This window comes from Aminobacter aminovorans, from assembly GCF_900445235.1.
Classification (GTDB): Bacteria; Pseudomonadota; Alphaproteobacteria; order Rhizobiales; family Rhizobiaceae; genus Aminobacter; species Aminobacter aminovorans.
The window spans coordinates 1,254,044-1,280,892 of record NZ_UFSM01000001.1 but is presented as its reverse complement, the minus strand read 5'-3'; the positions used below and the strand labels follow the sequence as shown (position 1 = coordinate 1,280,892).

Below are 26,849 nucleotides of genomic sequence, written 5' to 3'. Positions count from 1 at the left end.
GTAGCTTGAGTCGATGTCCGCGCAGCAGAGCTGCGGCCAAAAATATTCATTATATCCCCACCACTTGTATGCGCGCCCAATCCGGGCAAAGGCATTGTACGGGGACCCCAATCCCCGCCAAAAACTTAACAATAGCTCTTGCTTAGAACAGCCAAGCTTATACAGCAACACAAAATATTAGACACGGAGCACTCAACTTGTGACAACTGGAACAACCGCCAGATCGACTCATGGGCGCGTCACGAAGACTCGCCCATGCAAGTGAAATGCGCCGGCAAAACTGCTCGAGAGCAGCACGCGCCTGCGATTGCTCTCCCCAAATGCCCCACTCCCCTATGTCCTAGAACTTGACACCGAGGCTTGCCTTGACGCCGTGGTCACGGGCGCCATTGGCGACCTGGCCGGTGTAGCTCAGGCCGAGATTGGCCTTGGGCGCGATGGCGAAGTCGAAGCCTGCTTCGATCAACAGTGCATCGCGGGCACCAGCGTGCCAGCGCCGGTCTTCCTGATATAGCCGACTTCGCCGGACTCGTAGATCCGGCCCGAATAGGTTCCGGTGGCGCAAGCGCCGACTGTGAATTCCTGGAATGGGTCGAAGCCAATATCAGCGGTGATGTCCTGGCCGTCCAGGATGACCACCGGATCGGCCCAGGCAGGCTGGAGCAAACCGCACAAGACACCGAGTGACACGCCCGATAGGACGCGCGTTGTGGAAAAAATGGCAGGCACTGCTTGCTCCCCACCTGCCGTCGGGAGAGGAGCTTATCCCTCGGGCAGGCCCATAAATGATGGGCCACACCTAAACGACAACATCATGGTCGGGAAGATTTCAGCCCGCGCCTTTTTTGGGTGCAATTCCAGAACCGAAGCAATTGGCATCCCGCGCAGCTTCGACGCGCGGCCGCCATGGCTCACAACTTGACCGCCTGACGCTGTCGCCGACGGCAGCATCGCCGCCGCCGATGCACCGCAGCGCTGCCAGGCTGGCTGGACTACCGCGCTGCGTGCCTACCGGCGTTGCGGCCGGAAAAGATGCAGCCGCCGAGGAAAGTGCCTTCGAGCGCGTTGTAGCCGTGATAGCCGCCGCCGCCGAAGCCGGCGACCTCGCCCGCCGCATAGAGGCCGGGGACAGCTTCGCCGTCGGTTCCCAGCACCTGGCCGTCGAGATTTGTGTGCAGACCGCCCAAGGTCTTGCGGGTCAGCACGTTGAGACGGACGGCGATCAGCGGGCCGTTGGCGGGATCGAGGATCTTGTGCGGTCTGGCGGTGCGCACCAGACGGTCGCCGAGATAGCGGCGCGCGCCATGGATGGCAGTGACCTGGGCGTCCTTGGCGAAGGGATTGTCGATCTCGCGGTCGCGCGCCACGATCTGGGCATGCAGGCGGTCGTGGTCGATCAAGCCGTTGCCGGCAAGCGCGTTCATGCCGGCAACCAGGTCGCGCAGATTGTCGCGCACGACAAAATCCTCGCCATGCTGCTTGAAGGCTTCGACCGAAGGCGGCGCGCCCTTGGCGCGGCGGCTCTTCAGCACCTCGATCCAGCGTTTCGAGGTCAGGTCCGGGTTCTGCTCGGAACCCGACAGCGCGAACTCCTTCTTGATGATCTTCTGGGTCAGCACGAACCAGGAATATTCGTGGCCGACAGACAGGATGCGCTTGAGGGTGCCCAACGTGTCGAAGCCGGGCAGGAACGGCGCTTCCAGCCGCTCACCCAGTGCGTCGAACCACAACGACGACGGCCCCGGCAGGATGCGGATGCCGTGGTTGGGCCAGATCGGGTTCCAGTTGGTCAGCCCCTCGGTGTAGTGCCACATGCGGTCGCCATTGATCACAGCACCGCCGGCGGCCTGCGTGATCGCGACCATGCGGCCATCGACATGGTGCGGCACCCCCGCAACCATCTTCTTCGGCGCCGGACCGAGCCGATCGACCGGCCAGGCCTTGCGGACCAGCTCATGGTTGCCGCCGATGCCGCCTGACGTCACGATGACCGCACCGGCGTGGAACTCGAAATCGCCTGTCGCGGCGCGGCCCGACTGCTGGCCGCGCTCGGCGATGGAGGGTTCAAGGATTCCGCCCGATACCCCCGTGACGGCAGAGCCCGTCTTGATCAGGCGGCTGGCCTGATGGCGGAACCTGAGCTGGATACGACCGGCGGCGGCGTGGTCGCGGACACGGCGCACAAAAGGCTCGAGCACGCCCGGGCCGGTGCCCCAGGTGACATGGAATCGCGGCACCGAGTTGCCGTGGCCATGCGCCTGGGCGCCGCCGCGTTCGGCCCAGCCGACGACGGGAAACCAGCGCATGCCTTGGGCATGCAGCCATGGCCGCATCTCGCCGGCGGAAAAATCGATGAAGGCTTCGGCCACCTTGCGCGGCCAGAAATCCTCCAGCCGATCGAACTGTGCCGAGCCCAGCCAGTCCTGCAGCGCAAGCTCGCGGCTGTCTTTGATGCGCATGCGGCGCTGCTCGGGGCTGTCGACGAAGAACAGCCCGCCGAGCGACCAGAACGCCTGGCCGCCTAACGAATTCTCGCCCTCCTGCTCAAGCACGATGACCCGCTTGCCCTTGTCGGCAAGCTCTGCCGCCGCGACGAGGCCAGCCAGCCCGCCGCCTACGACAATCGCATCCGTACGGTCCGCCAACTGCCCCTCCCAAGGTCGTTCGTTGGTCAAGTGTCCGATAGGAGCAACGTTGCGATCAAGGAGAAACTGGGCTGACTCAGTTACCTTGCGGAAAGAGGGAGCTGCCCCTCATCCCCGGCCGCAACGCCGGCGCCCCCTCGCCCCGTTTACGGGGAGACGGTAAGGGTGAGGGGCAGCTGTCCGCATCGAACCGGTGAGCAGGGTCAGGCCCCGTAGCGTTTCTTCAGATGTGCCGTGAAATGTGCTGCGTTGAGCTTTTCGCCGGTGGCGCGTTCGAGCAGGTCGGGCGTCGACCAGCGCGAAGCTTGCGACCAGATCTTGTCGCGGCGCCAGTTGTTGACCGTCTCGAAATGGCCGCGCGCGATCTCGTCGTCGACCGATGGATGCTCCTTGGTCAGCGTCGCCCATTGCTGCGCCGCCATCATCGCGCCAAGCGTGTAGGACGGGAAATAGCCGAAGGCAGCGCTTGGCCAGTGCACGTCCTGCATCGGGCCATCGGCCGGATTGTCGATGGTCGACAGGCCGAGATAGTCGCGCATCCTGGCGTCCCACGCCTCGGGCAGATCGGCGACCGACAGGCGGCGCGAGATCAGCTCCTGCTCGAGTTCGTAGCGCAGGATGACATGCAGCGGATAGGTGACCTCGTCGGCATCGACGCGGATCAGGCCGCGCTCGACATGGTGCACATGCGGCAGGATCTCGTCCATCGACCAGCGCTCGCCGAGATGCTGCTCGACCAGCGGCAGGGCCCATTGCCAGAAGGCGGGGTTGCGACCGAGCTGCTTTTCGACGAACAGGCTCTGGCTCTCATGCACGGCCATGCCGCGCGCCTTGCCAAGCGGCCAATGCGACCACGCCTCGGGCAGGTTCTGTTCGTAAAGCGCGTGACCGGTCTCGTGCAGAACGCCCATCAGCGCCGACAGGAAGTCGGAGGTCTTGTAGCGCGTGGTGATGCGCACGTCGGACGGCACGCCACCGCAGAACGGGTGATGCGACACCGACAGGCTACCCCGCGTCAGGTCGAAGCCGACGGCACCCATCATGGCAAGGCCGAGCTCGCGCTGGCGCTCGATGGCGTAGACGCCCGACAGCGGCCGTTTCGGATTTTTCGCCAGGCGCTCCTGCTGCACGGCAAGCGCCTCCGGCACGAAATCTCTAAGGAACGCCTTGAGGTCGGTGAAGACGGGCGTGATGTCGGCAACGCGGTTGCCTGGATCATACTGCTCCATCAGCGCATCGTAGGGCTCGAGGCCGAGCGCATCGGAGCGAAGTGCTGCTTCCTCGCGCGCAATGGCGACGATGCCTTCAAGTGCCGGCTGGAAACCGGCCCAGTCGTTCTTGGCTCTCAGGTCGCGCCACAGCTGCTCGCAGCGCAGCCGCGCCGAGGTCTGGCGCTCGACGAACTCGGTCGGCAGGCAGGTCATGTTGGTGTACTGGCGGCGGAACTCGCGCAGCGCCACGGATTGCTCGTCGTTGAGCGCCTCCTTTTCGGCGGCGGCGATCCAGTCCGATATCTCGGGCGCGGTCGCCTGGCGGTGATGCATGCCGGCAAGTGCTGAAAGTGCTTCGGCGCGCTTGGCGCCGCCGCCAACCGCCATGTGGGTGGCTTCGTCGGCACCGAGGATGGCGAGCGCATGCTCCAGCGCTTCGAGCTTGCGGCCGAGTTCGTCTAACCTTGCGAAGGACATGGTGGCTCCTCTGTCTCAAAATCGCGGCGAGAGGATACCAAAGCGCGCCCATTCGCAAGACCGTTCGGCTGGTCCACCACTTGCCGGTGCGGCAGCCGGCATGCTCAAGTCATGCCCAAGATCGGAGGGGGACAACTATGCTTGCAAACATCCTGGTCGGACTGGTGGCACTGATCCACCTCTACATCGTCTATCTCGAAATGGTGCTGTGGGACACGCCGCGCGGCCACAAGGCGTTCGGCCTCAAGCCGGATTTCGCCACGGCATCGAAGGTGCTGGCCGCCAATCAGGGGCTCTACAACGGCTTCCTCGCCGCCGGCCTGATCTGGGGCCTGTGGCTGGGTGTTGCAGGCTTCCAGGTCAAGCTATTCTTCCTGCTCTGCGTTGCCATTGCCGGGCTCTACGGTGCCGCGACCGTCAGCCGCAAGATCCTCTACATCCAGACCGTGCCGGCGGTACTCGCGCTGGTCGCACTCTGGTTTGGCTGGTAGCTGGGCCAGCGCCCCGGACGGCTCCGGGGGCGCTGGCCCGCGACATCGCCTTGATCAACCGCGGAAGGCATCCTGGTCGACCTGGTCGTCCAAGCCGGAAATCCGCGCCATCAGCTGGTGATACTGGCCCGCCGGGATCATGCCGCCATCGCCCATCGAGCCGGCCACCGCTGCCTTGCGGATCGCTGCCGATTGCGCCTCGAGCCCGCGCACCTCGGCCGGGGTGATCAGCCGCGTCCTGCGGTCGGACTGGATGCGGACGTCGGTATCGTGCAGGTCGTTGAGCACGGCATTCAGCTGCCCGCCGGTGGCGTAGGTCGACGGCGGCGGTGCGTCGCTGTCGTCATGATCCATCGAGCGGAAATACGGCTCGTGCATGGGGGCAGCGACTGCTGAAGCCAGTGGAGCTGACATGAGGATTGCGGCGAAAGCCGCCTTGAGGGTCAAAGAGCGCATGATTGCGTCTCCCGAACTTGCGGGGCTGAACAAGCGCCCCATCGACAGCAGCCCGTCTGGTTCCGTCGCGTCGCGGTGGGAGGTCATCGCCGGCGGTTCCCGGACTGCCGGCAAAACCTAGGCCCGTGAGCTGCCGAAGCCTAATTAAGAAAAGATAATCCTGGCCGCCACAATCGGGCTTGCGTCTGCCACGGCTCCGCCCCCGATGGGGCAGGCCATGTCGCACACGAATTCTTGACAGCGAACTCTCGGACCCGACGGTGCCGCCTAGCGTTCAGTGAGCTTGAGCTCGATGCGGCGGTTCCTGGAGCGCGCCTCGTCGCTGCCGCTTTCGTCGAGCGGCTGGAACTCGCCGAAACCGGCAGCGACCAGGCGATTGGCCGGAACGCCGTTCTCGATCAGGAACTTGACCACCGAGGTCGAGCGCGCCGAGGAAAGCTCCCAGTTGTCGCGGTAGCGGCCGGTGCCCGACAGCGGAATGTTGTCGGTGTGGCCATCGACGCGCAGCACCCAGTTGATCTCGGGCGGAATCTCCTTCTGCAGCTCGATGATGGCATCGGCGAGCTTCTTCATTTCGCCCTTGCCCGCCTCGTTGATCTGCTCGGAGCCGGTCGGGAACAGCACTTCCGACTGGAAGACGAAGCGGTCGCCGACGATGCGGATGTTTTCGCGGTCGGACAGTATTTCGCGCAGGCGGCCGAAGAAGTCGGAACGGTAACGGTTGAGCTCCTGCACGCGCTGGGCCAGCGCCACATTCAGCCGGCGGCCAAGGTCGGCGATCTTGGTGTTGGATTCCTTGTCGCGCGCCTCGGACGCATTCAGCGCCTCTTCGAGCGCGCCGATCTGGCGGCGCAGCGCCGAAATCTGCTGGTTGAGCAGTTCGACCTGGCTGAGCGCGCGCTGGCTGACCTGGCGCTCGTTCTCCAGTTCGCCCGACAGCGTGCCGATGCGTGCATTGGCCTCGGCGCCAGCGCCGGCGCCCTGGGACAGAAGCTGTTCGAGCCGGCTCTTTTCGCTCTCGGCTGCCGACAGCGACGCCTGCAGGTTGGCGAGTGCATCCTCGGCGTCCTGTGAGCTGGACTTTTCAAGTGCCAGAAGCTGCGTCAGCTCGTTGATCTGCGAGTTGAGCCGGGTCAGCACCTCGTCCTTGCCGGAAATTTCGCGGCTGAGCAGGAACTGCGCCAGCACGAAGACGGAAAGCAGGAACATGATGGCCAAAAGCAGCGTCGACAAAGCGTCGACAAAGCCCGGCCAATAGTCGATGCGGCGGTCGCCGCGCCGCCCGCGCGCCAATGCCACTTTAGTGCACCCCTTCCTTCTTCAGGGCGTCGGCGATCTTTTCGAGCGTGTTGCGCATCGCCTTCTGTTCATCCGACTGCGCCTCGACCCAGTCGCGCATGATCTGCTGTTCGCTGCGCATGTTCTTGACGAGGCCGGAGATGCCGTCGGCGAGGTTGGCCATGGCGGCGGCGACACGCGGGTTCGAGCCGCCCTGCTCCTGCATGTTGCGCAGGCGCTCGGACAGCACGCGGATTTCGTCGGAGGAGCCGTTCTTGGCATCGGCAACGACCATGTCGGAGGACAGGTCGGTGACCGAGGACAGCCAGTTTTCAAGCTCGGTATAGAAGCGCGTCTGGGCACGTCCGGCCTGGAGGTCGAGAAAGCCGAGCACCAGCGAGCCGGACAGACCGAACAGCGACGACGAGAACGCCGTGCCCATACCTTGCAGCGGTGCGGCGAGGCCGGCCTTCAACGCTTCGAGCACTGCCGAGGCGTCACCCGAGCCGGGGTCGAGCGACTGGATGGTTTCACCGATCGAGCCGATGGTGCCGAGCAGACCCCAGAACGTGCCGAGCAGGCCGAGGAAGACGAGCAGGCCGACGAGGTAGCGCGAGACGTCACGGCTTTCGTCGAGGCGCGTGGCGATGGAATCGAGCATCGTCCGCATCGAACTCGTCGAGAACGCCATCGAGGCCGAACGTCCGAGCATCGCCTTCATCGGCGCCAGCAGCACCGGTTCGGTGGCTTCGGAGCCGGCGCGGAATGAGTTGACCCAGCGCACCTCGCGGAACAGCCGGCCGACCTGGACGAAGGCCAGCCCGATGCCGACGACGAGCACGCCGAGGATCAGGCCGTTGAGGCCGGGATTGGTGCCGAAGGCGGTGGAGATCTGCCGCGTCAGGATCGCCGCGATGAAGGCAACGATCGCCAGGAAGATGATCATCGTCAGCAGGAACACCTGCGGAGAAGACAGGCGGTGCGGGTCGTAGCTCAGCACATCGGAGCCTTTGCCCACCCCGAGAGATTTCAACAATGCCATCGGCGCCCCGGTTCCTGCGGTTGGAGCCCGGCCTGTCCATTCGGACGCGCCCTGCCGCTCCATCACCTTGAAGTCTACGCACCGAGCTTTTCAAGAGTTTCGGCGCGATGCGTTAGTGGACTACGACTGTAAGCGGAAATGTGACGAAAATGAAAGACGCTTGCGCGGGCTCATCCCGGGAACGGCTTTCGTTCAGAGCCTTGCCACCACTAGAAGGTCGATCATGGCTGCCACATGCAACCCGGCACCGGTGACGACGAAGCCGTGCCAGACGGCACTCTGGAAGCGCAGCCGCTGCCAGGCATAGAAGATCACGCCGCAGGAATAGACCATGCCGCCGGCAAACAGCAGCCACAGCGTAGCACTCGGCAAGGTGGCGATCAGCGGCCGCAGGATGACGACGCCGCTCCAACCCATGGCGAGATAGAAGGCGATCGCCAGCCGATCGAGCCGGCCGGGCAGGAACAGCTTGATCGCCATGCCGGCTGCCGCCGCCGACCAGACGATGCCGGCCATCCAGCCTGCTGTGACACGGTCTTCGAGCTGGACGAGGAATGGCGTGTAGGTGGCGGCGATCAAAAGGTAGATGCCGGCATGATCGAATCGGCGCAGCACCCACTTGGCCGGCGACACCGGCAACAGATTGTAGGCGCACGACACCGACAGCACGGTGAGCAAAGCGACGACGAAGACGACTGCGGCGAGATACTCGCCGGCGGCGGTATGGAAGGCGGAGACCGAAAGCAGCACGGCACCGGCGGCGACTGCAAGCACGATGCCGACCGCATGGACAACGCCATCGGCGATCAGTTCGGCACGCGAATGGCTGTAGCGCCCAACGAAGGGCACGGCAGTCTCAGGCTTGCGGTGATTGTCCGTCATGGTCCGTCCCTGCACCGCCCCCGTGCATGACCCCGAAAATTGCATGACCCCGAAAATCGATTTTGATTTTCGGAAAGGATCATGCACCGATTCAAAGTCTTACAACGCTCTTTGCGCGTCCAGGTGGACGCGCGGCGCTGTAAATATGGGCAGGCGCAAGCACGATGTGCAAGCGACCGGGTACGCGGCGGATCAGCGCGGCGTAACTGGCCGCTTCAGCGTCTTGATGAGCGCACGATGGATGGTCTCGTTGCCGGCGACGATCGAGCCGCCGTCGAGCATGTCCTGGCCGCCCTTGTCGTCGGAGACGAAACCGCCGGCTTCGCGCACGAGCAGGATGCCGGCAGCGACATCCCAGGGCGACAGCGCGGTTTCCCAGAAGCCGTCCATGCGGCCGGCAGCGACATAGGCCAGGTCGAGTGCGGCAGAGCCAAGGCGGCGGATGCCCGCCACTTCGCCCATGACGTTGCGCAGCTCGAGCAGGAAGTTGCCGTGATGGCCACGGCCGAGATGAGGCACGCCGCAACCGATGACGGCATCCACCAACTTGGTACGGCCGGAGACGCGCAGGCGACGATCGTTGAGGAAGGCGCCGCCGCCACGCTCGGCGGTATAGAGCTCGTCCATCGCCGGGTTATAGACGACCGCGGCGACGATCTGACCCTGGCGCTCCAGCGCGATCGAGATCGAGAACACCGGAATGCCGTGCAGGAAGTTGGTGGTGCCGTCGAGCGGATCGACGATCCAGCGATGCTGGTCATCTTCGCCTTCAACGACGCCACGCTCTTCCATCAGGAAGCCATAGCCGGCGCGTGCCTTGGACAGCTCGGCAAACAGGATGTCTTCGGCCTTGCGGTCGGCCTGGCTGACATAGTCGCCCGGGCCCTTCAACGAGACCTGCAGGTTCTGCACCTCGCCGAAGTCGCGCGCCAGCGAACGGCCGGCCTTCATGGCGGCCTGCACCATAACATTTAGGATCGCTGAACGCGCCATGGTCTAGGACTCTCTGTTACCGCGATCAATCCGCGCGGCGGACGTAGGTGATCTCGTTGGTGTCGACGATGATGCGCTCGCCCGACGAAATGAAGGGCGGCACCAGAACGCGGACGCCGTTTTCCAGCACTGCCGGCTTGTAGGACGACGCGGCGGTCTGGCCCTTCACGACCGGGTCGGCTTCGGTGATCGTCAGCGTCACCTGGTCTGGCAGCGCGATGCCGATCGGGCGCTCGTCATAGAGTTCGACCGTGACCATCATGCCGTCCTGCAGGAAAGCGGCGCGATCGCCGACGAAATCCTTGAGCAGTTCGAGTTGCTCGTAGCTGGCGGTGTCCATGAACACCAGGGCATCGCCCTGCTCGTAAAGGAACGAAAAGTCCTTCTGCTCCAGGCGGACCTTCTCGACAGTTTCAGCCGAGCGGAAACGCTCGTTGAGCTTGGTGCCGTTGATGAGGTTCTTCAGTTCGACCTGGTTGTAGGCGCCGCCCTTGCCGGGCTTGACGTGATTGGTCCTGACCGCCACCCAGAGGCCGCCGTCATGTTCGATGACGTTGCCGGGACGGATTTCGTTGCCGTTGATCTTGGCCATGATTGGATTCCGGAAGAGAGGTTTGCGCCGGAAGGGGCGCTATCGGCGCCTCCAAGACCACAAAATGGCTTTTTAGGCAAGAGAAGTCGAGATTTTCACTGGATCAGCGCAGACGGTTGGCGCGCTCCAGCGCCTGCTTCATCTCTGCGTCGGTCAGGCCGCGCAGGAAGTCGTCCATCTCGGGATCGTTGAGCCCGGCCCGGCGGGCATTGATGTACCATGCCCCGGCCAGAATGGGATCGGGATCGACGCCGATGCCGCCCATGTAGAATTTGGCGAGCCGGTTCTGTGCCGCGACATTGCCGCCATCGGCGGCGAGCTTCATCCAGCCGAAGGCGGATTTCAGGTCGCGGGCGCCGCCGCGGCCGTCGGCCATCCACAGCCCGAGATCGAACTGCGCCGAGTCATAATTCTGCCTGGCGGCGCGGACGAGCAGCAGCCGCGCCTGGTTGTCGTCGCGGCGTTTGCCGCCGACGCCATTGGCGTAGACCTGGGCCATGGCGTATTGGGCATCGGGCAATCCGGTGGCCGCCGCCCGCTCGTAGTAGGGCACGGCCTTTTCGAGGCCCTTGCCGCCCGGTTCGCGCTGCACCAGCATCTGGGCATAGTTGAACTGGGCAAAACGGTTGCCGGCCTCGGCCGCCGCCTGCATCAGAGCGTTGGCCGCTTTGTCGTCGCGGCTGACGTAACGCCCGTCGAGCAGCAACAGCGCATATTGGAACTGGGCCTCGGGAATGCCCTGTTCGGCGGCGCGCTCATACCATTTGGCCGCCTCGCCATCATTGCGCGCAACGCCCAGGCCGCGTGACAGGATCTCGGCCACCAGCGTCTGCGCGGCCGCATCGCCCGCTTCGGCGCGCGTGATGCCGAGGTTGTAGGCCGTCTTGTAGAGACCGCGCTGGAAGGCGCCATAGGCCTCATCCGAATGCTTGCCGCCGAAACGGTTGGGGTCGATACCGTCAGTCGTCTTGGCCGCCGGGTTGGCGCCAAGATCGGGAGTTTGAGGTGCCGGCACAGGGTCGACGACCGGCATGGGGGCTGCATCGAGCGGCATAGGGGCTGGCCCGAACCGGTTGGGATCGATCAGATCGAGCGACTTGCCGAGCGAAGGAACGGCCCCCTGGTCGGACGGCGTGATCGGCGCACTCTCGACGGCAATCGCGGGCTCGAGCCCAAAGCCCAGGCACAGCAAAGCTGCAAGAAGACGCGAACGGTCCATCGATGACTACTCCTCGAAACGCGGCGCAGTCTCGTCGAGCAGCGCGTTGGCGCGGGCCACCGCCTCGCGCGGGTCGATGCCTTCGCCGAACACCGCCGACGAAATGGCAACGAATTCGACGCCGGTTGCCGCCACCGTCTCCACCGAAGCGATATCCGAGCCGGCCATGACGATGCAGGGGATCTCGATCATCTCGCTCCACCACTGGCCGAGCGACAGGTTGCGCGAATGCGGCTCGGGCTTGTTGTCATAGCCGAAGCGGCCAAAGAAAATGTAGTCGGGCCGCTCCTCGCCGAGTTCCAGCGCATCGTCGCGCGTCTTGGCGCCGCCGGCGCCGACCATCATGCGTTCCTGATAGGTCTCGACGGCCTCGGCCAGTTCGGCTTTCTTGCCCTCGACATGGATGCCGTCGGCATGGACACGCCCGGCAACGCGGGTGTCGCCGGCAATGACCACGGCAACGCCGGCCGCGCGCGCCGCAGTCGCGACCTTTTCGGCGAAGCTCTGGAAAGAGGCCTCATCAATGCCCTCGCCGGGCAGTATCAGCGACGCGACGTCGCCACCTGACAGCGCCGCGTCGACATGTTGCGGGGCCACCGTGGGTGGCGCGATCAGCACGATGCGGCAGCGATTGGGTGGCGTGGTTGGGTTCATGTTCGTCGATCCGGGTGCTTGACGCCTATGCAAGGCGATCATGTTTGCATTGGGGCATAGAACAAAGTGCCGCCGTTGAACAGGATGGGCGGCAAAGCCCAAGCATATGAAAACATGGCCAGGGCACTCGCCAACCGCCCGTCATCCCGATATTGCGGATTCGAGAGGCCTTCATGACCGAACTTCTTCTCGACCCATGGTTTTATGCGGCGGCCATTCCTGCCGTGATTCTCGTCGGCCTGTCGAAAGGCGGCTTTGGCGGTGCCGTCGGCTTCGTCGGCGTACCGCTGATGGCGCTGGTGATCTCGCCGGTGCAGGCAGCCGCGATCCTGCTGCCCATTCTCATCCTGATGGACGTGGTGTCGCTGTGGACCTGGCGCGGCGTCTTCGACCGGACAATCCTGTGGCAGATGCTGCCCGGGTCGATCATTGGCATCGTCATCGGCTGGGCGATGGCCTCCGTGGTGACGGCCGACAATGTGCGCTTCATCGTCGGCGCCATCGCCTTCATCTTCGTGGCGCGCTGGATCTACACCAGCCTGCGCCACGGCGCCGACCACAAGACCGAGCCTAACGGCATCGCCGGCGCCTTCTGGGGATCGATCGCCGGCTTCACCAGCTTCGTCGCCCATGTCGGCGGCCCGCCCTTCCAGGTCTACACCTTGCCTCTCAGAATGGATCCGAAGGTTCTGACCGGCACCAGCGTCATCTTCTTCGCCGTCACCAACGCCATCAAGCTGGTTCCCTATTTCGCGCTCGGCCAGTTCGACACCGCCAACCTGACCGCCTCGCTGGCGCTGATGCCGCTGGCGCCGCTGGCGACGCTGGCCGGCGCCTGGCTGGTCAGGCGGATGCGGCCGGAAATCTTCTACCCCTTCACCTACGCGACGGTGGCAATCGTCGCGCTGAAGCTGCTTTATGACGGGGTCGCCGACGTTATGTGAGGATGACCGCATCGAGGCGGTGGACTAGGTTCGGCGTCACAAGGGAGAAACGCCATGGGCAAATACGAGGAACACCTCGACAAGACCCCCGCCAACCACCAGCCGCTGACGCCGCTGAGCTTTCTTGAACGCGCTGCCAAGACGTTTCCCGACCACGTCGCCATCATCCATGGCGACCAGCGCACGAGCTACCGCCAATGGTGGGACCGGTCACTGAAACTTGCCTCGGCGCTCGCGGCCAAGGGCATCGGCAAGGGCGACACGGTGACGGTGATGCTTTCCAACACGCCGCCGATGCTGGAAGCGCATTTCGGCGTGCCGATGACCAAGGCGGTATTACATTCGCTGAACACCAGGCTCGACGCGGCGATCATCGCTTTCCAGCTCGACCACGCCGAGACGAAGCTCTTGATCGTCGACCGCGAGTTCTCCGCCGTGGTCAAGGAGGCGCTGGCGCTGGCTACCGTGAAGCCGCTGGTCATCGACTATGACGATCCCTGTTATCCCGACGACGCCCCCTACCCCAAGGGTGACCGTATCGGCAGCCTTGACTACGAAACCTTCGTCGCAACCGGCGATCAGCCCTATGCGTGGTCTATGCCCGACGACGAATGGGACGCGATCTCGCTCAACTACACATCGGGCACGACCGGCAACCCCAAGGGCGTGGTCTACCATCATCGCGGTGCGGCGCTGATGGCCTACACCAACACCATTCATGCCGGCATGGCCAAGCACGCCGTCTATCTCTGGACGTTGCCGATGTTCCACTGCAACGGCTGGTGCTTTCCATGGACGCTTGCCGTGCAGGCCGGCACCCACGTCTGCCTGCGCTGGGTGCGCGCCAGGCAGATGTATGACGCCATCGCAGATCATGGCGTGACCCACCTGTGCGGGGCGCCGATCGTCATGTCGATCCTGATCAATGCCCGCGACGAGGACAAGCGCGCGTTCCCCCAACTCGTCACCTTCAACACCGCCGCCGCCCCGCCGCCGGAAGCCGTGCTTTCGGGCATGGCCGACGCCGGCTTCGCCGTCACCCATCTCTATGGCCTGACCGAGACCTATGGACCGGCCGTCGTCAACGAATGGCACAGCGAATGGGACGAGCTCGACAAAGGGCCGCGCACGGCGAAGAAGGCCAGGCAGGGCGTGCGTTACGCGGCGCTCGAAGAGCTGACCGTGATGGATCCCGAGACGATGCAAAGGACGCCCGCCGACGGTGAGACCATCGGCGAGGTGATGTTCCGCGGCAATATCGTCATGAAGGGCTATCTCAAGAACAGGAAGGCGACCGACGAAGCCTTTGCCGGCGGCTGGTTCCATTCCGGCGACCTCGGCGTGATGCATCCGGACGGCTACATCCAGATCAAGGACCGCTCCAAAGACATCATCATTTCCGGTGGCGAGAACATCTCATCGATCGAGGTCGAGGACGCGCTCTACAAGCACCCCTCGGTCGCATCATGCGGTGTGGTGGCAAAGTCTGACGATAAATGGGGCGAAGTCCCCATTGCCTATGTCGAGCTGAAGCCAGGCAAGCCAGCCACGGAAGCCGAGATCATCGAGCACTGCCGCGCGCTGCTTGCGCGCTTCAAGGTGCCTAAAGCCGTGATCTTCGCCGAAATCCCCAAGACCTCGACCGGAAAGATACAGAAATTCCGGCTGCGCGACATGGCCAAGGGATAAGGCTGCGACAAGGTTGTTCGTGCGAGCCTGCGGTGCGCCGTCGGGGGATGGTGCTTGTCCAGGAGCCAGGCCGCGGGGAGGCGAACGGCCGGCACATCGATCCAATGTAACTGCACAACATCCATGCCGCCCGGTCGCGCGGCATGCGGCGGAAACACGTCCGGTGCACATGCACCGCATGATGGCCAGTTGGGCCGGAGGTCAAACCCATTCCCTGAGGGGCAAAGGCATGAGGACAATACAATGCAAGGGGTAGCACGGAACTTCTTCACGCTCGCCGTCGTCTATGCACTGTGCGGCATGGCGCTCGGCCTGCACATGTCGATCAGCCAGGATCACAGCCAGATGCCGGTTCACGCCCACACCATGGTGGCGGGCTGGCTGATGTCGGCAGTGTTCGCCTTCTTCTACCACCTGTTTCCAGTGGCCCGAGACAAGATGCTGGCCAAGATCCATTTCTGGCTGACAGCGGTCAGCGGCGTCGGACTTCTGGTCGGATTGTTCTTCCTGCTCGGCGGCAATGCGGCGATCGAACCGGTGGTGGCGATCTCGTCGATGGGCTTTTACGCAGCGATGCTGCTGTTTGCCTTCATCGCGCTGCCAACGGTGTGGAAGTCCTGAGTCGGCATAAGATCGTGCCTGCTGGAAACCTCGAGCCGTTGTGCCGTGTCGGCACAGTCTAACGCGCCAAAGGCGATATCGGCACCGATCTTAAGTGCCCATTAAGCATTCCCAGTGTTTACTGTGCGTATCCAGTCATCTGGATTCTTACCGAGTGGTTGGAGCCACTTTGTTTGACGCCTCCCTGTTAAACTCCTGAGAGCCGCGCTTTTCCGCGGCTCTTTTTTTTCGCCTGCGCGCCTTCGGAACGCCCTCCAAAAGCGGCCCAATCCGGCGCGTTAACCCTTTGTTAAACATGCGCTTGCGTTCACACCTACGGAAGCGCATTTTCATCGGGCTTGGCGTATAGGAACGGGCCGCGCAGAATCCGTCGAAAAAGACGGGCAGAACGCGAACAGGGTTGCAGGGTAGCGATGATGAACGAGCCTTCGAGGGAAAGCGCAAACACGATCAAGCTCGCCGAGAGGCGGGTGTTTTCGCCGTCCTTCAAGCCCCTCTACAATGAGGGCATGGGGCTGGTCGAACAGGCCGCCGAATATCTCGACGGTGCCGGCCGCGTCGAGGCCAAGAAGTTGTCGCGTCTTGCCGCCACGCTCTATGCCGCCGAATCGATGCGCCTGACCACCCGCCTGATGCAGATCGCCTCGTGGCTGCTGTTGCAGCGCGCCGCCAATTCCGGCGAAATGACCCGCGACCAGGTCGCCTCGGAGAAATCCAAGGTGCGGCTCGACACCGCTTCCGCCCATGACGACGCCGCCGGCTGGAACGAACTGCCGGCCGATTTCGTCGACCTCGTGCGCCGCTCGCTCCGTCTGCAGGCGCATGTGCGCCGCATGGACGACGAGATCTACGGTAACGGTGCCACCGTCGTGCCGGTGCAGGCGATGCGCCGCAGCAATCCGGTTTCCGATCAGATCAGCCTGCTCAACACGGCATTTGCCCGCAACTGACCAAGAGCATCCCTGTGATTGGGCAGGGATTGTTTCTGTTTTGTTCACATTTTTCTGGCGTCTTGTCCCCGTGAAGATAGAGTTCGCGGATGAGAGAGACGATTCGTATCATTGGCATCGACCCGGGGCTTCAACGCACCGGCTGGGGCATCATCGAGAGTCTCGGCAATTCGCTGCGCTTTGTCGCCGCCGGCACGGTGCGTTCCGATAACAAGGCAGCGCTCGCCAGCCGGCTTTGCCAGCTCCACGACGGTCTTGCCGACGTGCTTCACCGCGAGATGCCGCATGAGGCCGCCGTCGAGGCGACCTTCGTCAACAAGGACGCGACAGCGACCCTGAAGCTCGGCCAGGCACGCGGCATCGCCATGCTGGTGCCGGCCCGCGCCGGACTTGTCGTCGCCGAATATTCGCCCAATGCGGTGAAGAAGGCGGTCATCGGCGTCGGCCATGGCGACAAGAAGCAGATCGCCATGATGGTCAAGGTGCTGTTGCCGAAGGCCGTGTTCGACACCGCCGATGCCGCCGATGCGCTGGCGATCGCCATCTGCCATGCCCACCACCGCCAGAGCCCGGCATACAGGCTGGCGGCATTAGCCGCCGCGCACGCCTGATGTTCTTGACTTGTTCTATAGGTTGGAATATTCCTTACTTGTAAGAATAAGGACATTTCCATGCGTGTTACCAGCAAGGGCCAGGTGACGATCCCACGCGATCTGCGCGAGACGTTCGGCATCGCTGCCAACAGCGAGGTCATCTTCGGTATCGAAGGCGGCAAGATCACCATCGTGCCCAAGGATGACATTGGGCGGCTCGCCGACCGCGAACGGCTCGACCGCTTTCTTGCGGTGCTCGACCGGCTGGAAGGCACAGGCGACCAGGCGATGAATACTGACGATGTGATGGCGCTGACCAGGGATCGCTGATCTTGGCAACGCTGGTGGATACCAACATCCTGGTTGATATTGCGGTGCGTGACCCCGTTTGGGTCAGATGGTCACGCGGTCAGCTGGAGAAGGCGCGCAAGCGCGGCAGCGTGATCATCAACCAGATCGTCTATTCGGAATTCTCGATCCGCTACGATTCGATCGACGCGGTCGATCTCGCGCTGCCGGAAGATGACTTTCGCCGGGAGGGCCTGCCTTGGGATGCTGCCTTTGCGGCATCCAGGGCATTCCAGCTTTATCGCCGTCGCGGGGGTCCACAGGAAAAGATATTGCCGGACTTCCTCATCGGGGCTCACGCGGCGATTCGCGGCTACGCTGTGCTGACCCGTGATCCCGATGGCTACCGCACCTATTTCCCCGACCTCGAAATCATCGCCCCAGACACCCATCCATGACGAGGCTAAGACCATGATCGGCAAGTTGAAGGGCACCGTCGACGAGATCGGCGAGGATTTCTGCGTGCTCGACGTGCATGGCGTCGGCTACGTCGCCTATTGCTCGACGCGCACGCTCGCCGCCCTGCCCGGCGCCGGCGAGGCCGCCGTCCTTTTTATCGAGACTTATGTCCGCGAGGACATGATCCGGCTCTACGGCTTCAAGACCGAACTCGAGCGCGAGTGGTTCAAGCTTTTGATGGCCAATGTCCAGGGCGTCGGCGCCAAGGTGGCGCTGGCGATCCTGTCGACGCTGGCGCCCTCCGATCTCGCCAATGCGATCGCGCTGCGCGACATCGCCATGGTCAGCCGCGCGCCCGGTGTCGGCAAGAAGGTCGCCGAACGCATCGTCACCGAGCTCAAGAACAAGGCACCGGCCTTTGCCGGCGAGGCCACCGGCACCATCGGGCTCAAGCAGGAGCTGGGCGAAGGCGTCGCCCCCGCCCCGATCGCCGACGCGGTATCGGCGCTTGTCAATCTCGGCTACTCCCGCGACATCGCCGCCAATGCCATTGCCGCCGCCATGAAGACCGCCGGCGAGGACGCCGATTCTTCCAAGTTGATCCGCTTCGGCCTCAAGGAGCTGGCGCGGTGAGCGTCTTGCCCGTAGCCGGGCTCCGTGCGAGGACGGGCACATGAATTCGCCCGACCGTCTCATCACCCCCGACAAGCGCGGCGAGGACGCCGACAATAGCCTGCGCCCGCAGACGCTCGACGATTTCGTCGGCCAGGCAGCGGCGCGCGCCAACCTCAAGATCTTCATCGAGGCCGCCAAGGGCCGCGGCGAGGCGCTTGACCACGTGCTGTTCGTCGGCCCGCCCGGCCTCGGCAAGACGACGCTCGCCCAGATCATGGCACGCGAACTCGGCGTCAATTTCCGCTCGACCTCCGGCCCCGTCATCGCCAAGGCCGGCGACCTCGCTGCCTTGCTCACCAATCTCGAAGAACGCGACGTCCTGTTCATCGACGAGATCCACAGGCTCAACCCGGCGGTCGAGGAAATCCTCTATCCGGCGATGGAAGACTACCAGCTCGACCTGATCATCGGCGAAGGTCCGGCAGCACGCTCGGTGAAGATCGACCTCGCCAAATTCACACTCGTTGCCGCCACCACGCGCCTCGGGCTTTTGACCAATCCACTGCGCGACCGCTTCGGCATCCCGACCCGGCTCAACTTCTATACGGTCGAGGAACTTGAACTGATCGTGCGCCGTGGCGCACGCATCCTCGGCATGCCGCTGGCCGACGACGGCGCCGTCGAGATTGCGCGGCGCGCCCGCGGCACCCCGCGCATCGCCGGACGCCTGCTGCGCCGCGTCCGCGATTTCGCCGCCGTCGCCGGTTCCGGACCTGTCGACCGCCGCATCGCCGACGAGGCGCTGTCGCGACTCGAGGTCGACGCGCTCGGTCTCGATTCTCTCGACCGACGCTATCTCTCGATGATCGCGATGAATTTCGGCGGCGGCCCGGTGGGCATCGAGACCATTGCCGCTGGCCTGTCCGAGCCGCGCGACGCCATCGAGGACATCATCGAGCCCTATCTGATCCAGCAGGGTTTCATCCAGCGCACCCCGCGCGGCCGCGTGCTGACGGCCAATGCCTGGAAACATCTCGGCCTCGAAATTCCGCGTGAACTCGCCGTCCAGCAGATCAACCTGTTTCAGGAAGAAGACTGAGCATGCCAGGCTATCGTCCCGGACTGATAGCCGACATTATCAGGTTGCACGCCGAATATTATGCCCGCGACTGGGGGTTCGGCCTGCCGTTCGAAGCCAAGGTCGCTGGCGAGCTTTCCGCCTTCATGCGCGATTTCAGGCCCGGCCTCGACTTCTTCGCCGCCCAAGATGACGACAATGGCAGGCTCCTCGGAACGATCAGCCTGGAAGGCCCGACTTCGACGGAGCCGCTGGCGCATCTGCGCTGGTTCATCACCAGCGACGGCGCGCGCGGCACGGGCCTCGGACGGCGACTGATGGACCAGGCCATGGCGCATGTCGATAGCAAGGGCTTTCCCGGTGTCTATCTCACGACATTCGCCGGGCTCGGTCCGGCCCGCCATCTCTACGAGTCGTTCGGTTTTGCTCTCGTCGCCGAGGCAGAGCGCGACCAATGGTCGGGCGGCGTGCGCGAGCAGCGCTTCGAGCGCCACAGTCCGGATGCCAGGATTTGATCACCCGCCGCGGCTTCTTCCGTTTTCTCGGCGGTTCGGTCCTGGCCGCCGCAGCGCTTGGAACCTACGCGGTCGGCATCGAACCGATGCTGTTTACGCGGGTCAAACGCTATGCGCTGACCCCACCGAACTGGCCAAACGGCCTGAAGCTGCGCGTCGTGGCGCTCGCCGACATTCACGCCTGTCGTCCCTGGATGACGCCTGAACGCATCGCCTCCCTGGCTGAAGAGGCCAATGCGCTGGAGCCCGATGTCATCGTGCTGCTCGGTGATTACGTCGCGGGTACACGTATGGTGAGCGGCTGGGTCGATGCACATCAATGGGGTCCGGCCCTGTCCGGCCTCAAGGCACCGCTCGGCGTGTTTTCCGTCCTCGGCAATCATGACTGGTGGGAGGACCTGACGGCTCAGAAGGCCGGACAAGGTCCTCCCATTGCCAGGCGAGCGCTTGAATCGGCAGGAATTCCCGTCATGGAAAACGATGCCGTCCGGCTGGAAAAGGACGGCCATGGCTTCTGGATCGCAGGCTTGGCGGACCAGTTGGCGCTACGGCCCGGCAGGGCCTGGGGCCGCAAGGGCTTCACCGGGCTTCACGACCTTCGCGGCACGTTGACTAAAGTCGGCGATGAGGCACCTGTCATCCTGCTGGCCCATGAGCCCGACATTTTTCCCGAGGTGCCGGACCGCGTGGCGCTGACCCTGTCGGGACATACCCATGGCGGCCAAGTGCGCCTGTTCGGCTATTCGCCGGTCGTTCCCTCGCGCTTCGGCAACCGCTACGCCTATGGCCATGTCGTCGAGGGCAGCCGCAACTTGATCGTATCAGGCGGCCTGGGTTTCAGCATCGCCCCAATCCGCTTCGGCGTGCGGCCGGAGATACTGGCTGTCGACCTGGGCTGAAGTTACTTCAGCCCACGCACCACCTCCAGCACGTCAGGCTCGGCCTTGCGGCCTTCGAATTCGTCGACGATGCCGAAGGCACCGCCATATCCCCAGATCGACCAGGCAAAGCCATGCGCTTCAGCCCGGGAGATCATGTCGGTGACATAGGCGGCGCGCCAGGCGCCGGGCATGACGTAAGGATTGTTGTATTCCTGGCGGATCATGCCGAACTCGCCGAGATAGATGTTCTCGGGCGCGATGCCGTTTTTCTTCGCCCAGGCGTCGACCTGTCGGAACGGCGCGTCGAGCTCGGCCTCGAGCTTTTCCGTGCTGTCGACGAGCGCGATCTGCTCGTCGAGATAGGCGAGCATGCCGGCGCGGCGGAGCAACGGCGCTTCGGCCCTGATCTTGGCGCGGACCTTGTCAAGCACCGCGTCAAGTTCAGCGCGCGGTACGGCGTAGGGCGGATAGGGTAGCCCGGTGACATAGCGGATGAAGTCACCGGCCCAGGTGGCGCCCTGGCTGGTGAGCAGGAACGGCTGATAGGAATGGAACGTCCATATGACATTGTCGTCTGGGATGTCCTTGGGGTCGAGCGCAGCAAGACCTTCGGCGCCGGCCCAGCAACTGCCCGACAGCACCAGGGTTAGGCGGGTCGCCGAAGAGCGCGCGGCGGCATAGAGGCGCTTGAGACGCTCGGGCCAGGCCTTGGCCTCACCCGGCTCGCAATCGACGACCGGCTCGTTCATCAGTTCGAAGGCGACCTGGGCGGGATCTTCCTTGGCCAAGGTGAGGCCCATCTGCCGGACCAACTCGACATAGCGGTCGAAATTGGCCGGATCGTCCATCACTTCGGACATGCCGATCTGCCCGTTGCCGCCTGCTGGTATGAGGTGAAGGTCGACGACCGCCTTGAGCCCCGCGGCGTTGACCATGCGGGCCGATTCCAGGACGCTCTCAAGCAATTGTTCGCGCAACGGCTCGGTCTTTTCAGACAGGAATACCGAGGGGTCGACGGGGATGCGCACGACATCGAAGCCACCGGCCTTGAGCGCCTTCAACTCACCTTCGCCAAGCCGCTTGCGCCATTCGGGAAACGGCAGGATGACGTTGGCGTCGCCCCATTTGTCTTCGCCGGGCCACGTCTCCCAGATGTCGAGATTGATGCCGCGCTTCATCGTGAATGTTGCGGCTTCCACCGCGCTGACCGGCAGTGCCAGTGCCAGCAAAGCCATCAGTGAGGTCCTGATCATCGCTGCCATGCCACCGCCCCCATCGATCAACACGGAACTGGTGCCCAAAAGCCCGGCAAAAGGAAAGCCCCGAAGCCGAACATGCTGAAAATGTCAGCCGCCAGATAAACAAGCACAGACCAAATAATATGGTCGCACCACGGCTACGTCTCCAACGGCACGCCGAAATATCACGGCGGCACGGCGCCGGGCTTTGCCTTCGTCTCGCTGCTGCAATGGTTCATGCCGCCTGCAATGCGCACCAACCTCTTGGTGTTCTCGCGCAAGCGTCCGGGGCCAATAAATACCCAGCCCCGTATGCCGAGAGTCAGCGACGGGACCGCTCAGCCCACAGCCGAACGGCATAGTCATCCATCAACCCATGCGGCAGCGCCAGCAGACAGTTCTTGATCGTTGCCGCCGATAATGCCATCGGATTCCTGCCCGTTGCCGGATTTTCTCGGCAAAGCGGCCGCAACGAGGACGTGCGATGGCGGATCATGTTGACCAGGACTTGCTGGCGGCCGGCCTTTCCGGCGCCCTGACGCCGTTCGGCCACCATCTGATGGCGCGGGTCTATTATGCCGACACCGACTTCTCCGGCGTCGTCTACCATGCGCGCTATCTCGAGTTCTTCGAACGCGGACGCTCGGACTTCCTGCGCCTTGCCGGCGTCCACCACACCGAACTCGCCGACGGCAAGCATGGCGAGAAGATCGTCTGGGTGGTCCGCCGCATGGAGATCGATTTCCGCGCATCCGCCAAGATCGACGACATCCTGACCATCGAGACCCGGACCCAGGACATCTCTGGCGCCCGCATCACCATGGCCCAGCAGCTGAAGCGCGGCGACGAGGTGCTGGTCGAAGCCAAGGTCGAAGCGGCGATCATGGGCGAGAACGGCCGGCCAAGGCGCTTCCCGAAGGACTGGATCGAAGCTTTCATGCCCGGACGGTGACGTCGACCGAGCGGCAGGACGTCCTTAGCGGGCCTGCCGACAGAGTTCCCCGATCACAAGATCGTGTGACGCGAGAGCCGCTACTTCGGGCTCCGGAGCGCTGCAACCCCGTCCCACCGGGGTGGCAGGTGAGCGCGGCATCATGTTCCTAACCCATCTTTAACCATAACGGTCCATTAAGGGGTCGGTGAAAGTCGTAAGGATTCCGAGCGGCCTTCCTTTCACCAAAATTCGCCCCGAAAAGGCCGAAAAGGCGCATTTTGGGGCACTTCCGGAAGCTTCGCGCGAACGGACCACCATGGGATGATGCGCAAGGGCTAGCTGCGAGCCGGGCCCGGAAATCTTAAGGACTGTTACAGATGGAAAACCTACCTCTCGCCCAAACCGGCGCGGAATTGTCGATTTGGGCGTTGTTTTGGCAGGCCGGCTGGGTAGTCAAGCTGGTGATGCTGGGCCTGCTCGGCGCGTCGGTGTGGACCTGGGCGATCATCGTCGACAAGCTGGTTGCCTACAACCGCATGCGCGCAGCGCTGAACCGCTTCGAACAGATATTCTGGTCCGGTCAGTCTCTGGAAGAGCTCTATCGCAACCTGTCCGACCGCAAGACATCGGGGATGAGCGCGATCTTCGTCGCTGCCATGAAGGAGTGGAAGAAGAGCTTCGAGAAGGGTGCCAAGTCGCCGCTGGCGCTGCAGACCCGCATCGACAAGGCAATGGACCTGGCACTGACGCGCGAGATGGAGCGGCTGGAAGGCCGGCTCGGCTTCCTCGCCACCATCGGTTCGGCCGCCCCGTTCATCGGCCTTTTCGGCACCGTCGTCGGCATCATGACCTCGTTCCAGGCCATCGCCGGCTCGAAGTCGACCAACCTGGCTGTCGTCGCCCCCGGCATCGCCGAAGCGCTGCTGGCGACCGCCATCGGCCTGCTCGCCGCCATTCCCGCCGTTATCGCCTACAACAAGCTGTCATCCGACGCCGGCAAGATCGGCATGCGCATGGAGGGCTTCTCCGACGAGTTCTCCGCCATACTCTCGCGCCAAATCGATGAAAAAGTCGCGCAGCGGGCCTGAGGAGTAGACCATGGGTATGTCAGTTAGCGCGGGCGGTTCGGGCCGCGGCGGGCGCGGCCACCGACGGCGCGGCCGCCACCACGGCCTGATGTCCGAAATCAACGTCACGCCGTTCGTCGACGTGATGCTGGTGCTGCTCATCATCTTCATGGTGGCGGCACCGCTGATGACCGTCGGCGTGCCGATCGACCTGCCCGAGACCCAGGCCAAGGCGCTGAACTCGGAAACGCAGCCGATCACAATTTCCATCAATGAGGCCGGCCAGATCCACATCCAGGAAACCGAGATCCCGATCGACGAGGTCGTGGCCAAGCTCGGCGCCATCGCCAAGGCCGGCTACGAGGAACGCATCTACGTGCGCGGCGACAAGACCGCCGACTACGGCACGGTGATGAAGGTCATGGCCCGCATCCAGGCCGCCGGTTACAACAAGATCGGCCTCGTCACGCTGCAGGAACAGGACCAGTAGCCCTCAAAATGAAGACCGGCCTCACGACATCTGTGGTTTTGCATGCAGCGGTGCTGGGCTTCGGCCTGTTCACCCTGTCGGCACCCAGCGCCCTCGAAGTCGCCGACGTCGAGGCGTTCCCGGTCGACATCGTGCCGGTGGAATCGATCACCCAGATCCAGAAGGGCGACAAGAAGGCCCCGGCCAACGAAAAGCCGGCGCCCAAGCCGACGAGCCGTCCCGACATCGTTCCGGACGCCCAGAACGTCGGCGACAACAAGACCGACAGCGACAAGCCGCCGACGCCCGAGCCGACGCAGAAGGAAGTGGACGTCGCCGCCGCACCGCCGCCCTCGCCCAAGCCCGAGCCGAAGCCGACACCTGTCGAGCAGCCGAAGCCCGAGCCGGTGAAGCAGGCCGAGCCCAAGCCTGTGCCAGTGCCCGCGACCGAAGTGACGCCGCAGCCCCAGCCCAAGCAGGAGGTCAAGCCCGACCCGGTTGCCGAGACCATCGTCTCCGACCAGGCCGAGGCGGAAGCCGTCAAGCTGCCTGAAAATGCCCCGGCGCCGGAAGCCAAGCCGCAGCCGCCCCAGGCCCAGACGGCCAAGACGCCAGAGCGCAAGCAGGAAGACAAGCAGACCCAACAGGCCTCGTCCAAGCCGAAGTCGGAAGAAAAGGAATTCAACGCCGACGAGGTTGCCGCCCTGCTCAACAAGCAGAAGCCATCGGGTGGTGGCGCCAAGCGCTCGACCGAACAGGCATCGCTTGGCGGCAAGAAGGACACCGGCGGCAACAAGCTGAGCCAGAGCGAGATGGACGCCCTGCGCGGTCAGGTCCAGCGTTGCTGGAACGTGCCGGCAGGCGCCATGGACGGCGGCGGCCTCAAAGTTTCCATTCAGTTCAATCTCACCCCTAGCGGCGAGGTCGAGGGACGGCCGGAGATCATCTCCGGTGGTGGTTCGGCCGGCATCGAGCGCGCGGCAGCCGAGTCGGCGCGCCGCGCGGTCCTCCAGTGTGCTCCGTACAATCTGCCGGCCGACAAATATGCCGGCGGCTGGGACCAAGTCATCGTCAATTTCGACCCGAGCGAAATGTTCTGAGCGCCAACGCGCTCACCCGGAACTAAGAGGCCTGTCTAATGAAGCATGTAATCAAAGCGATCCTTCTGATCGGCGCCATGGCGAGCGGCATGACCGCGTTTGCGACCTTGCCTGCACGCGCGCTGGTCGAGATCGACGTCAACAAGGGCAATGTCGAGCCGCTGCCGATCGCCATCACCGATTTCCTGTCGGGGGATGCGATGGGCGCGGAGATCGCCGGCATCGTCGCCGCCGACCTGCAGCGGTCGGGCCTGTTCGCGCCGATCGACAAGGGCGCCTTCATCGAGAAGATCTCCAACCCCGATGTTGCGCCGCGCTTCGAGGACTGGAAGGTCATCAATGCCCAGGCGCTCGTCACCGGCCGCGTCAGCCAAGAAGCCGACGGCAGGCTCAAGGCCGAATTCCGGCTGTGGGACACCTTTGCCGGCCAGCAGCTTGCTGGCGAGCAGTTCTTTGCCAACAAGGCCAATTCGCGCCGCATCGCCCACATCATCGCCGACGCGATCTACGAGCGCCTGACCGGTGAGAAAGGTTATTTCGACACCCGCGTCGTCTTCATCGACGAGTCGGGTGCCAAGACCGCGCGCAAGAAGCGCCTGGCGATCATGGATCAGGACGGCGCCAATGTGCGCTATCTCTCCGACGGCCGCTCGATCGCCATGACCCCACGCTTCTCGCCGACGCGCCAGGAAATCACCTACATGTCCTACGAAAGTGGGCAGCCGCAGGTCTATCTGCTGCAGATCGAGACCGGCCAGCGCGAACTCGTCGGCAACTTCCCCGGCATGACCTTTGCGCCGCGCTTTTCGCCCGATGGCCAGAAGGTGATCATGAGCCTGCTGCGCGACGACGGCAATTCCAACATCTTCTCGATGGACCTGCGCAGCCGCACCACCACGCGCCTGACCAATTCCAGCGCCATCGACACCTCGCCGTCCTATTCGCCCGACGGTTCCAAGGTGGTCTTCACCTCCGACCGTGGCGGCCAGCCACAGATCTACGTCATGGGCGCCGACGGCTCGGGCCAGACCCGCGTTTCCTTCGGCGGCGGCAGCTACTCGACCCCGGTATGGTCGCCGCGCGGCGACCTGATCGCCTTCACCAAGCAGTCGGGCGGCCAGTTCCAGATCGGCGTGATGAAGACCGACGGTTCGGGCGAGCGCATCCTGTCGACCGGCTTCCAGCAGGAAGGCCCGACCTGGGCGCCGAACGGCCGTGTCGTGATGTTCTTCCGCGACCAGCCCGGCGGCGGCGGTCCCAAGCTCTACTCGGTCGACCTCACTGGCCGTAACGAACAGGCGATCCCGACCTCGGGCTTTGCCTCCGACCCGGCATGGTCGCCGCTGCTCGACTAAGTGCATGGCCACGACCATCGGTTACGATCTTCGCAACGGGCCAGGCACCCGTGTCAAAGTGTTACAGCACCCTTTGCGCGTCCCAGCTGACGCGCAGCGCCACAGGGCCTGTT

Annotated in this window: 30 protein-coding genes; 17 read left to right on the top strand and 13 right to left on the bottom strand. The window is 63.9% G+C overall.

Annotated features, from left to right (window positions below; all coding sequences use genetic code 11):
- Positions 1-340: 340 nt before the first annotated feature.
- The 4 genes from DY201_RS29680 to DY201_RS06210 all read right to left on the bottom strand — a co-directional run bounded on the left by DY201_RS29680 (position 341) and on the right by DY201_RS06210 (position 4,333).
- Positions 341-466, bottom strand: coding sequence for a hypothetical protein (locus DY201_RS29680; protein WP_280959921.1), 126 nt, complete (start codon positions 464-466; stop codon positions 341-343).
- Positions 463-729, bottom strand: coding sequence for a hypothetical protein (locus DY201_RS06220; RefSeq protein WP_174968994.1), 267 nt, complete (start codon positions 727-729; stop codon positions 463-465). The genes DY201_RS29680 and DY201_RS06220 overlap by 4 nt, the downstream gene beginning before the upstream one ends.
- Before the next feature lie 263 nt (positions 730-992).
- Positions 993-2,645: an FAD-binding dehydrogenase gene (locus DY201_RS06215; RefSeq protein WP_115730453.1), complete on the bottom strand. Its 1,653-nt coding sequence runs from the start codon at positions 2,643-2,645 to the stop codon at positions 993-995.
- Between the two features lie 203 nt (positions 2,646-2,848).
- On the bottom strand, positions 2,849-4,333 hold the full coding sequence (locus DY201_RS06210) for a carboxypeptidase M32 (RefSeq protein WP_115730452.1): 1,485 nt from the start codon (positions 4,331-4,333) through the stop codon (positions 2,849-2,851).
- A gap of 137 nt (positions 4,334-4,470) precedes the next feature.
- Between DY201_RS06210 and DY201_RS06205 the strand changes: the two genes are divergently transcribed.
- The gene (locus DY201_RS06205) at positions 4,471-4,824 is read left to right on the top strand and encodes a DUF1304 domain-containing protein (RefSeq protein ID WP_115730451.1); all 354 of its coding nucleotides are present in this window, start codon (positions 4,471-4,473) and stop codon (positions 4,822-4,824) included.
- Positions 4,825-4,878: 54 nt separating this feature from the next.
- On the opposite strand, the gene DY201_RS06200 is transcribed toward DY201_RS06205, so the two are convergent.
- The 8 genes from DY201_RS06200 to DY201_RS06165 form a co-directional block, all read right to left on the bottom strand.
- Positions 4,879-5,280 carry a hypothetical protein gene (locus DY201_RS06200; RefSeq protein WP_131922336.1) on the bottom strand — a complete coding sequence of 134 codons (402 nt, stop codon included), beginning with the start codon at positions 5,278-5,280 and terminating at the stop codon, positions 4,879-4,881.
- A 267-nt stretch (positions 5,281-5,547) separates the two neighbouring features.
- Complete coding sequence (locus tag DY201_RS06195; RefSeq protein WP_115730449.1) at positions 5,548-6,579, bottom strand: peptidoglycan -binding protein; 1,032 nt, start codon at positions 6,577-6,579, stop codon at positions 5,548-5,550.
- A 1-nt stretch (position 6,580) separates the two neighbouring features.
- The gene (locus DY201_RS06190; RefSeq protein WP_115730448.1) at positions 6,581-7,600 is read right to left on the bottom strand and encodes a MotA/TolQ/ExbB proton channel family protein; all 1,020 of its coding nucleotides are present in this window, start codon (positions 7,598-7,600) and stop codon (positions 6,581-6,583) included.
- A 192-nt stretch (positions 7,601-7,792) separates the two neighbouring features.
- Positions 7,793-8,482 (bottom strand): PAQR family membrane homeostasis protein TrhA, encoded by a 690-nt coding sequence (gene trhA / locus DY201_RS06185; RefSeq protein WP_115733624.1) that lies wholly within the window; start codon positions 8,480-8,482, stop codon positions 7,793-7,795.
- A gap of 192 nt (positions 8,483-8,674) precedes the next feature.
- The gene (locus tag DY201_RS06180; RefSeq protein WP_115730447.1) at positions 8,675-9,475 is read right to left on the bottom strand and encodes an inositol monophosphatase family protein; all 801 of its coding nucleotides are present in this window, start codon (positions 9,473-9,475) and stop codon (positions 8,675-8,677) included.
- Positions 9,476-9,500: 25 nt separating this feature from the next.
- Entirely contained in the window at positions 9,501-10,067 is a 567-nt protein-coding gene (efp, locus tag DY201_RS06175) for an elongation factor P (protein WP_018429990.1), read from the bottom strand.
- A 103-nt stretch (positions 10,068-10,170) separates the two neighbouring features.
- On the bottom strand, positions 10,171-11,286 hold the full coding sequence (locus DY201_RS06170) for a tetratricopeptide repeat protein (RefSeq protein WP_245431908.1): 1,116 nt from the start codon (positions 11,284-11,286) through the stop codon (positions 10,171-10,173).
- A gap of 6 nt (positions 11,287-11,292) precedes the next feature.
- A complete protein-coding gene (locus DY201_RS06165; protein WP_115730446.1) occupies positions 11,293-11,940 on the bottom strand; it encodes a thiamine phosphate synthase in 648 nt (215 codons plus the stop codon).
- A gap of 173 nt (positions 11,941-12,113) precedes the next feature.
- Here DY201_RS06165 and DY201_RS06160 point away from each other — a divergent pair, with 173 nt between their 5' ends.
- The 11 genes from DY201_RS06160 to DY201_RS06110 all read left to right on the top strand — a co-directional run bounded on the left by DY201_RS06160 (position 12,114) and on the right by DY201_RS06110 (position 20,591).
- A complete protein-coding gene (locus DY201_RS06160) occupies positions 12,114-12,884 on the top strand; it encodes a sulfite exporter TauE/SafE family protein (protein WP_115730445.1) in 771 nt (256 codons plus the stop codon).
- A 54-nt stretch (positions 12,885-12,938) separates the two neighbouring features.
- On the top strand, positions 12,939-14,573 hold the full coding sequence (locus tag DY201_RS06155) for an acyl-CoA synthetase (RefSeq protein ID WP_115730444.1): 1,635 nt from the start codon (positions 12,939-12,941) through the stop codon (positions 14,571-14,573).
- 243 nt (positions 14,574-14,816) lie between these two features.
- Entirely contained in the window at positions 14,817-15,194 is a 378-nt protein-coding gene (locus DY201_RS06150; protein ID WP_115730443.1) for a hypothetical protein, read from the top strand.
- A 416-nt stretch (positions 15,195-15,610) separates the two neighbouring features.
- Positions 15,611-16,144, top strand: coding sequence for a protease adaptor protein RcdA (gene rcdA, locus DY201_RS06145; RefSeq protein WP_067966050.1), 534 nt, complete (start codon positions 15,611-15,613; stop codon positions 16,142-16,144).
- A gap of 89 nt (positions 16,145-16,233) precedes the next feature.
- Positions 16,234-16,755 carry a crossover junction endodeoxyribonuclease RuvC gene (gene ruvC / locus DY201_RS06140; RefSeq protein ID WP_115730442.1) on the top strand — a complete coding sequence of 174 codons (522 nt, stop codon included), beginning with the start codon at positions 16,234-16,236 and terminating at the stop codon, positions 16,753-16,755.
- Positions 16,756-16,815: 60 nt separating this feature from the next.
- Positions 16,816-17,067 carry an AbrB/MazE/SpoVT family DNA-binding domain-containing protein gene (locus DY201_RS06135; RefSeq protein WP_115730441.1) on the top strand — a complete coding sequence of 84 codons (252 nt, stop codon included), beginning with the start codon at positions 16,816-16,818 and terminating at the stop codon, positions 17,065-17,067.
- Between the two features lie 2 nt (positions 17,068-17,069).
- Complete coding sequence (locus DY201_RS06130) at positions 17,070-17,483, top strand: type II toxin-antitoxin system VapC family toxin (protein WP_115730440.1); 414 nt, start codon at positions 17,070-17,072, stop codon at positions 17,481-17,483.
- 13 nt (positions 17,484-17,496) lie between these two features.
- Complete coding sequence (gene ruvA / locus DY201_RS06125; RefSeq protein WP_115730439.1) at positions 17,497-18,117, top strand: Holliday junction branch migration protein RuvA; 621 nt, start codon at positions 17,497-17,499, stop codon at positions 18,115-18,117.
- A 40-nt stretch (positions 18,118-18,157) separates the two neighbouring features.
- Entirely contained in the window at positions 18,158-19,198 is a 1,041-nt protein-coding gene (gene ruvB, locus DY201_RS06120; RefSeq protein ID WP_115730438.1) for a Holliday junction branch migration DNA helicase RuvB, read from the top strand.
- A gap of 2 nt (positions 19,199-19,200) precedes the next feature.
- Positions 19,201-19,692 carry a GNAT family N-acetyltransferase gene (locus tag DY201_RS06115; RefSeq protein ID WP_115730437.1) on the top strand — a complete coding sequence of 164 codons (492 nt, stop codon included), beginning with the start codon at positions 19,201-19,203 and terminating at the stop codon, positions 19,690-19,692.
- Entirely contained in the window at positions 19,689-20,591 is a 903-nt protein-coding gene (locus DY201_RS06110; protein WP_115730436.1) for a metallophosphoesterase, read from the top strand. The genes DY201_RS06115 and DY201_RS06110 overlap by 4 nt, the downstream gene beginning before the upstream one ends.
- A gap of 2 nt (positions 20,592-20,593) precedes the next feature.
- On the opposite strand, the gene DY201_RS06105 is transcribed toward DY201_RS06110, so the two are convergent.
- Positions 20,594-21,835: a glycoside hydrolase family 5 protein gene (locus DY201_RS06105; protein ID WP_115733622.1), complete on the bottom strand. Its 1,242-nt coding sequence runs from the start codon at positions 21,833-21,835 to the stop codon at positions 20,594-20,596.
- A gap of 460 nt (positions 21,836-22,295) precedes the next feature.
- Between DY201_RS06105 and ybgC the strand changes: the two genes are divergently transcribed.
- The 5 genes from ybgC (at position 22,296) to tolB (ending at position 26,736) form a co-directional block, all read left to right on the top strand.
- Positions 22,296-22,763, top strand: coding sequence for a tol-pal system-associated acyl-CoA thioesterase (ybgC, locus tag DY201_RS06095; RefSeq protein WP_115730435.1), 468 nt, complete (start codon positions 22,296-22,298; stop codon positions 22,761-22,763).
- Between the two features lie 359 nt (positions 22,764-23,122).
- Positions 23,123-23,833, top strand: a complete 711-nt coding sequence (tolQ, locus tag DY201_RS06090) for a protein TolQ (protein ID WP_115730434.1) — start codon at positions 23,123-23,125, stop codon at positions 23,831-23,833.
- A 10-nt stretch (positions 23,834-23,843) separates the two neighbouring features.
- A complete protein-coding gene (gene tolR / locus DY201_RS06085; RefSeq protein ID WP_067956797.1) occupies positions 23,844-24,302 on the top strand; it encodes a protein TolR in 459 nt (152 codons plus the stop codon).
- 8 nt (positions 24,303-24,310) lie between these two features.
- A complete protein-coding gene (locus DY201_RS06080; protein WP_115730432.1) occupies positions 24,311-25,381 on the top strand; it encodes a hypothetical protein in 1,071 nt (356 codons plus the stop codon).
- 38 nt (positions 25,382-25,419) lie between these two features.
- A complete protein-coding gene (tolB, locus tag DY201_RS06075; RefSeq protein ID WP_067956791.1) occupies positions 25,420-26,736 on the top strand; it encodes a Tol-Pal system beta propeller repeat protein TolB in 1,317 nt (438 codons plus the stop codon).
- Positions 26,737-26,849: the final 113 nt, after the last annotated feature.

Excerpts from the sequence above, each read along its gene's own strand:
- DY201_RS06180 (WP_115730447.1), bottom strand. The coding sequence starts at position 9,475 with ATGGCGCGTTCAGCGATCCTAAATGTTATGGTGCAGGCCGCCATGAAG.
- DY201_RS06170 (WP_245431908.1), bottom strand. The coding sequence starts at position 11,286 with ATGGACCGTTCGCGTCTTCTTGCAGCTTTGCTGTGCCTGGGCTTTGGG.
- DY201_RS06205 (WP_115730451.1), top strand. The coding sequence starts at position 4,471 with ATGCTTGCAAACATCCTGGTCGGACTGGTGGCACTGATCCACCTCTAC.
- tolB (WP_067956791.1), top strand. The coding sequence starts at position 25,420 with ATGAAGCATGTAATCAAAGCGATCCTTCTGATCGGCGCCATGGCGAGC.
- DY201_RS06115 (WP_115730437.1), top strand. The coding sequence starts at position 19,201 with ATGCCAGGCTATCGTCCCGGACTGATAGCCGACATTATCAGGTTGCAC.
- tolR (WP_067956797.1), top strand. The coding sequence starts at position 23,844 with ATGGGTATGTCAGTTAGCGCGGGCGGTTCGGGCCGCGGCGGGCGCGGC.
- DY201_RS06165 (WP_115730446.1), bottom strand. The coding sequence starts at position 11,940 with ATGAACCCAACCACGCCACCCAATCGCTGCCGCATCGTGCTGATCGCG.
- ruvA (WP_115730439.1), top strand. The coding sequence starts at position 17,497 with ATGATCGGCAAGTTGAAGGGCACCGTCGACGAGATCGGCGAGGATTTC.
- DY201_RS06150 (WP_115730443.1), top strand. The coding sequence starts at position 14,817 with ATGCAAGGGGTAGCACGGAACTTCTTCACGCTCGCCGTCGTCTATGCA.
- DY201_RS06080 (WP_115730432.1), top strand. The coding sequence starts at position 24,311 with ATGAAGACCGGCCTCACGACATCTGTGGTTTTGCATGCAGCGGTGCTG.
- DY201_RS06160 (WP_115730445.1), top strand. The coding sequence starts at position 12,114 with ATGACCGAACTTCTTCTCGACCCATGGTTTTATGCGGCGGCCATTCCT.
- DY201_RS06105 (WP_115733622.1), bottom strand. The coding sequence starts at position 21,835 with ATGGCAGCGATGATCAGGACCTCACTGATGGCTTTGCTGGCACTGGCA.
- DY201_RS06200 (WP_131922336.1), bottom strand. The coding sequence starts at position 5,280 with ATGCGCTCTTTGACCCTCAAGGCGGCTTTCGCCGCAATCCTCATGTCA.
- trhA (WP_115733624.1), bottom strand. The coding sequence starts at position 8,482 with ATGACGGACAATCACCGCAAGCCTGAGACTGCCGTGCCCTTCGTTGGG.
- efp (WP_018429990.1), bottom strand. The coding sequence starts at position 10,067 with ATGGCCAAGATCAACGGCAACGAAATCCGTCCCGGCAACGTCATCGAA.
- DY201_RS06155 (WP_115730444.1), top strand. The coding sequence starts at position 12,939 with ATGGGCAAATACGAGGAACACCTCGACAAGACCCCCGCCAACCACCAG.
- ruvB (WP_115730438.1), top strand. The coding sequence starts at position 18,158 with ATGAATTCGCCCGACCGTCTCATCACCCCCGACAAGCGCGGCGAGGAC.
- ybgC (WP_115730435.1), top strand. The coding sequence starts at position 22,296 with ATGGCGGATCATGTTGACCAGGACTTGCTGGCGGCCGGCCTTTCCGGC.
- DY201_RS06190 (WP_115730448.1), bottom strand. The coding sequence starts at position 7,600 with ATGGCATTGTTGAAATCTCTCGGGGTGGGCAAAGGCTCCGATGTGCTG.
- tolQ (WP_115730434.1), top strand. The coding sequence starts at position 23,123 with ATGGAAAACCTACCTCTCGCCCAAACCGGCGCGGAATTGTCGATTTGG.
- rcdA (WP_067966050.1), top strand. The coding sequence starts at position 15,611 with ATGAACGAGCCTTCGAGGGAAAGCGCAAACACGATCAAGCTCGCCGAG.
- ruvC (WP_115730442.1), top strand. The coding sequence starts at position 16,234 with ATGAGAGAGACGATTCGTATCATTGGCATCGACCCGGGGCTTCAACGC.
- DY201_RS06135 (WP_115730441.1), top strand. The coding sequence starts at position 16,816 with ATGCGTGTTACCAGCAAGGGCCAGGTGACGATCCCACGCGATCTGCGC.
- DY201_RS06210 (WP_115730452.1), bottom strand. The coding sequence starts at position 4,333 with ATGTCCTTCGCAAGGTTAGACGAACTCGGCCGCAAGCTCGAAGCGCTG.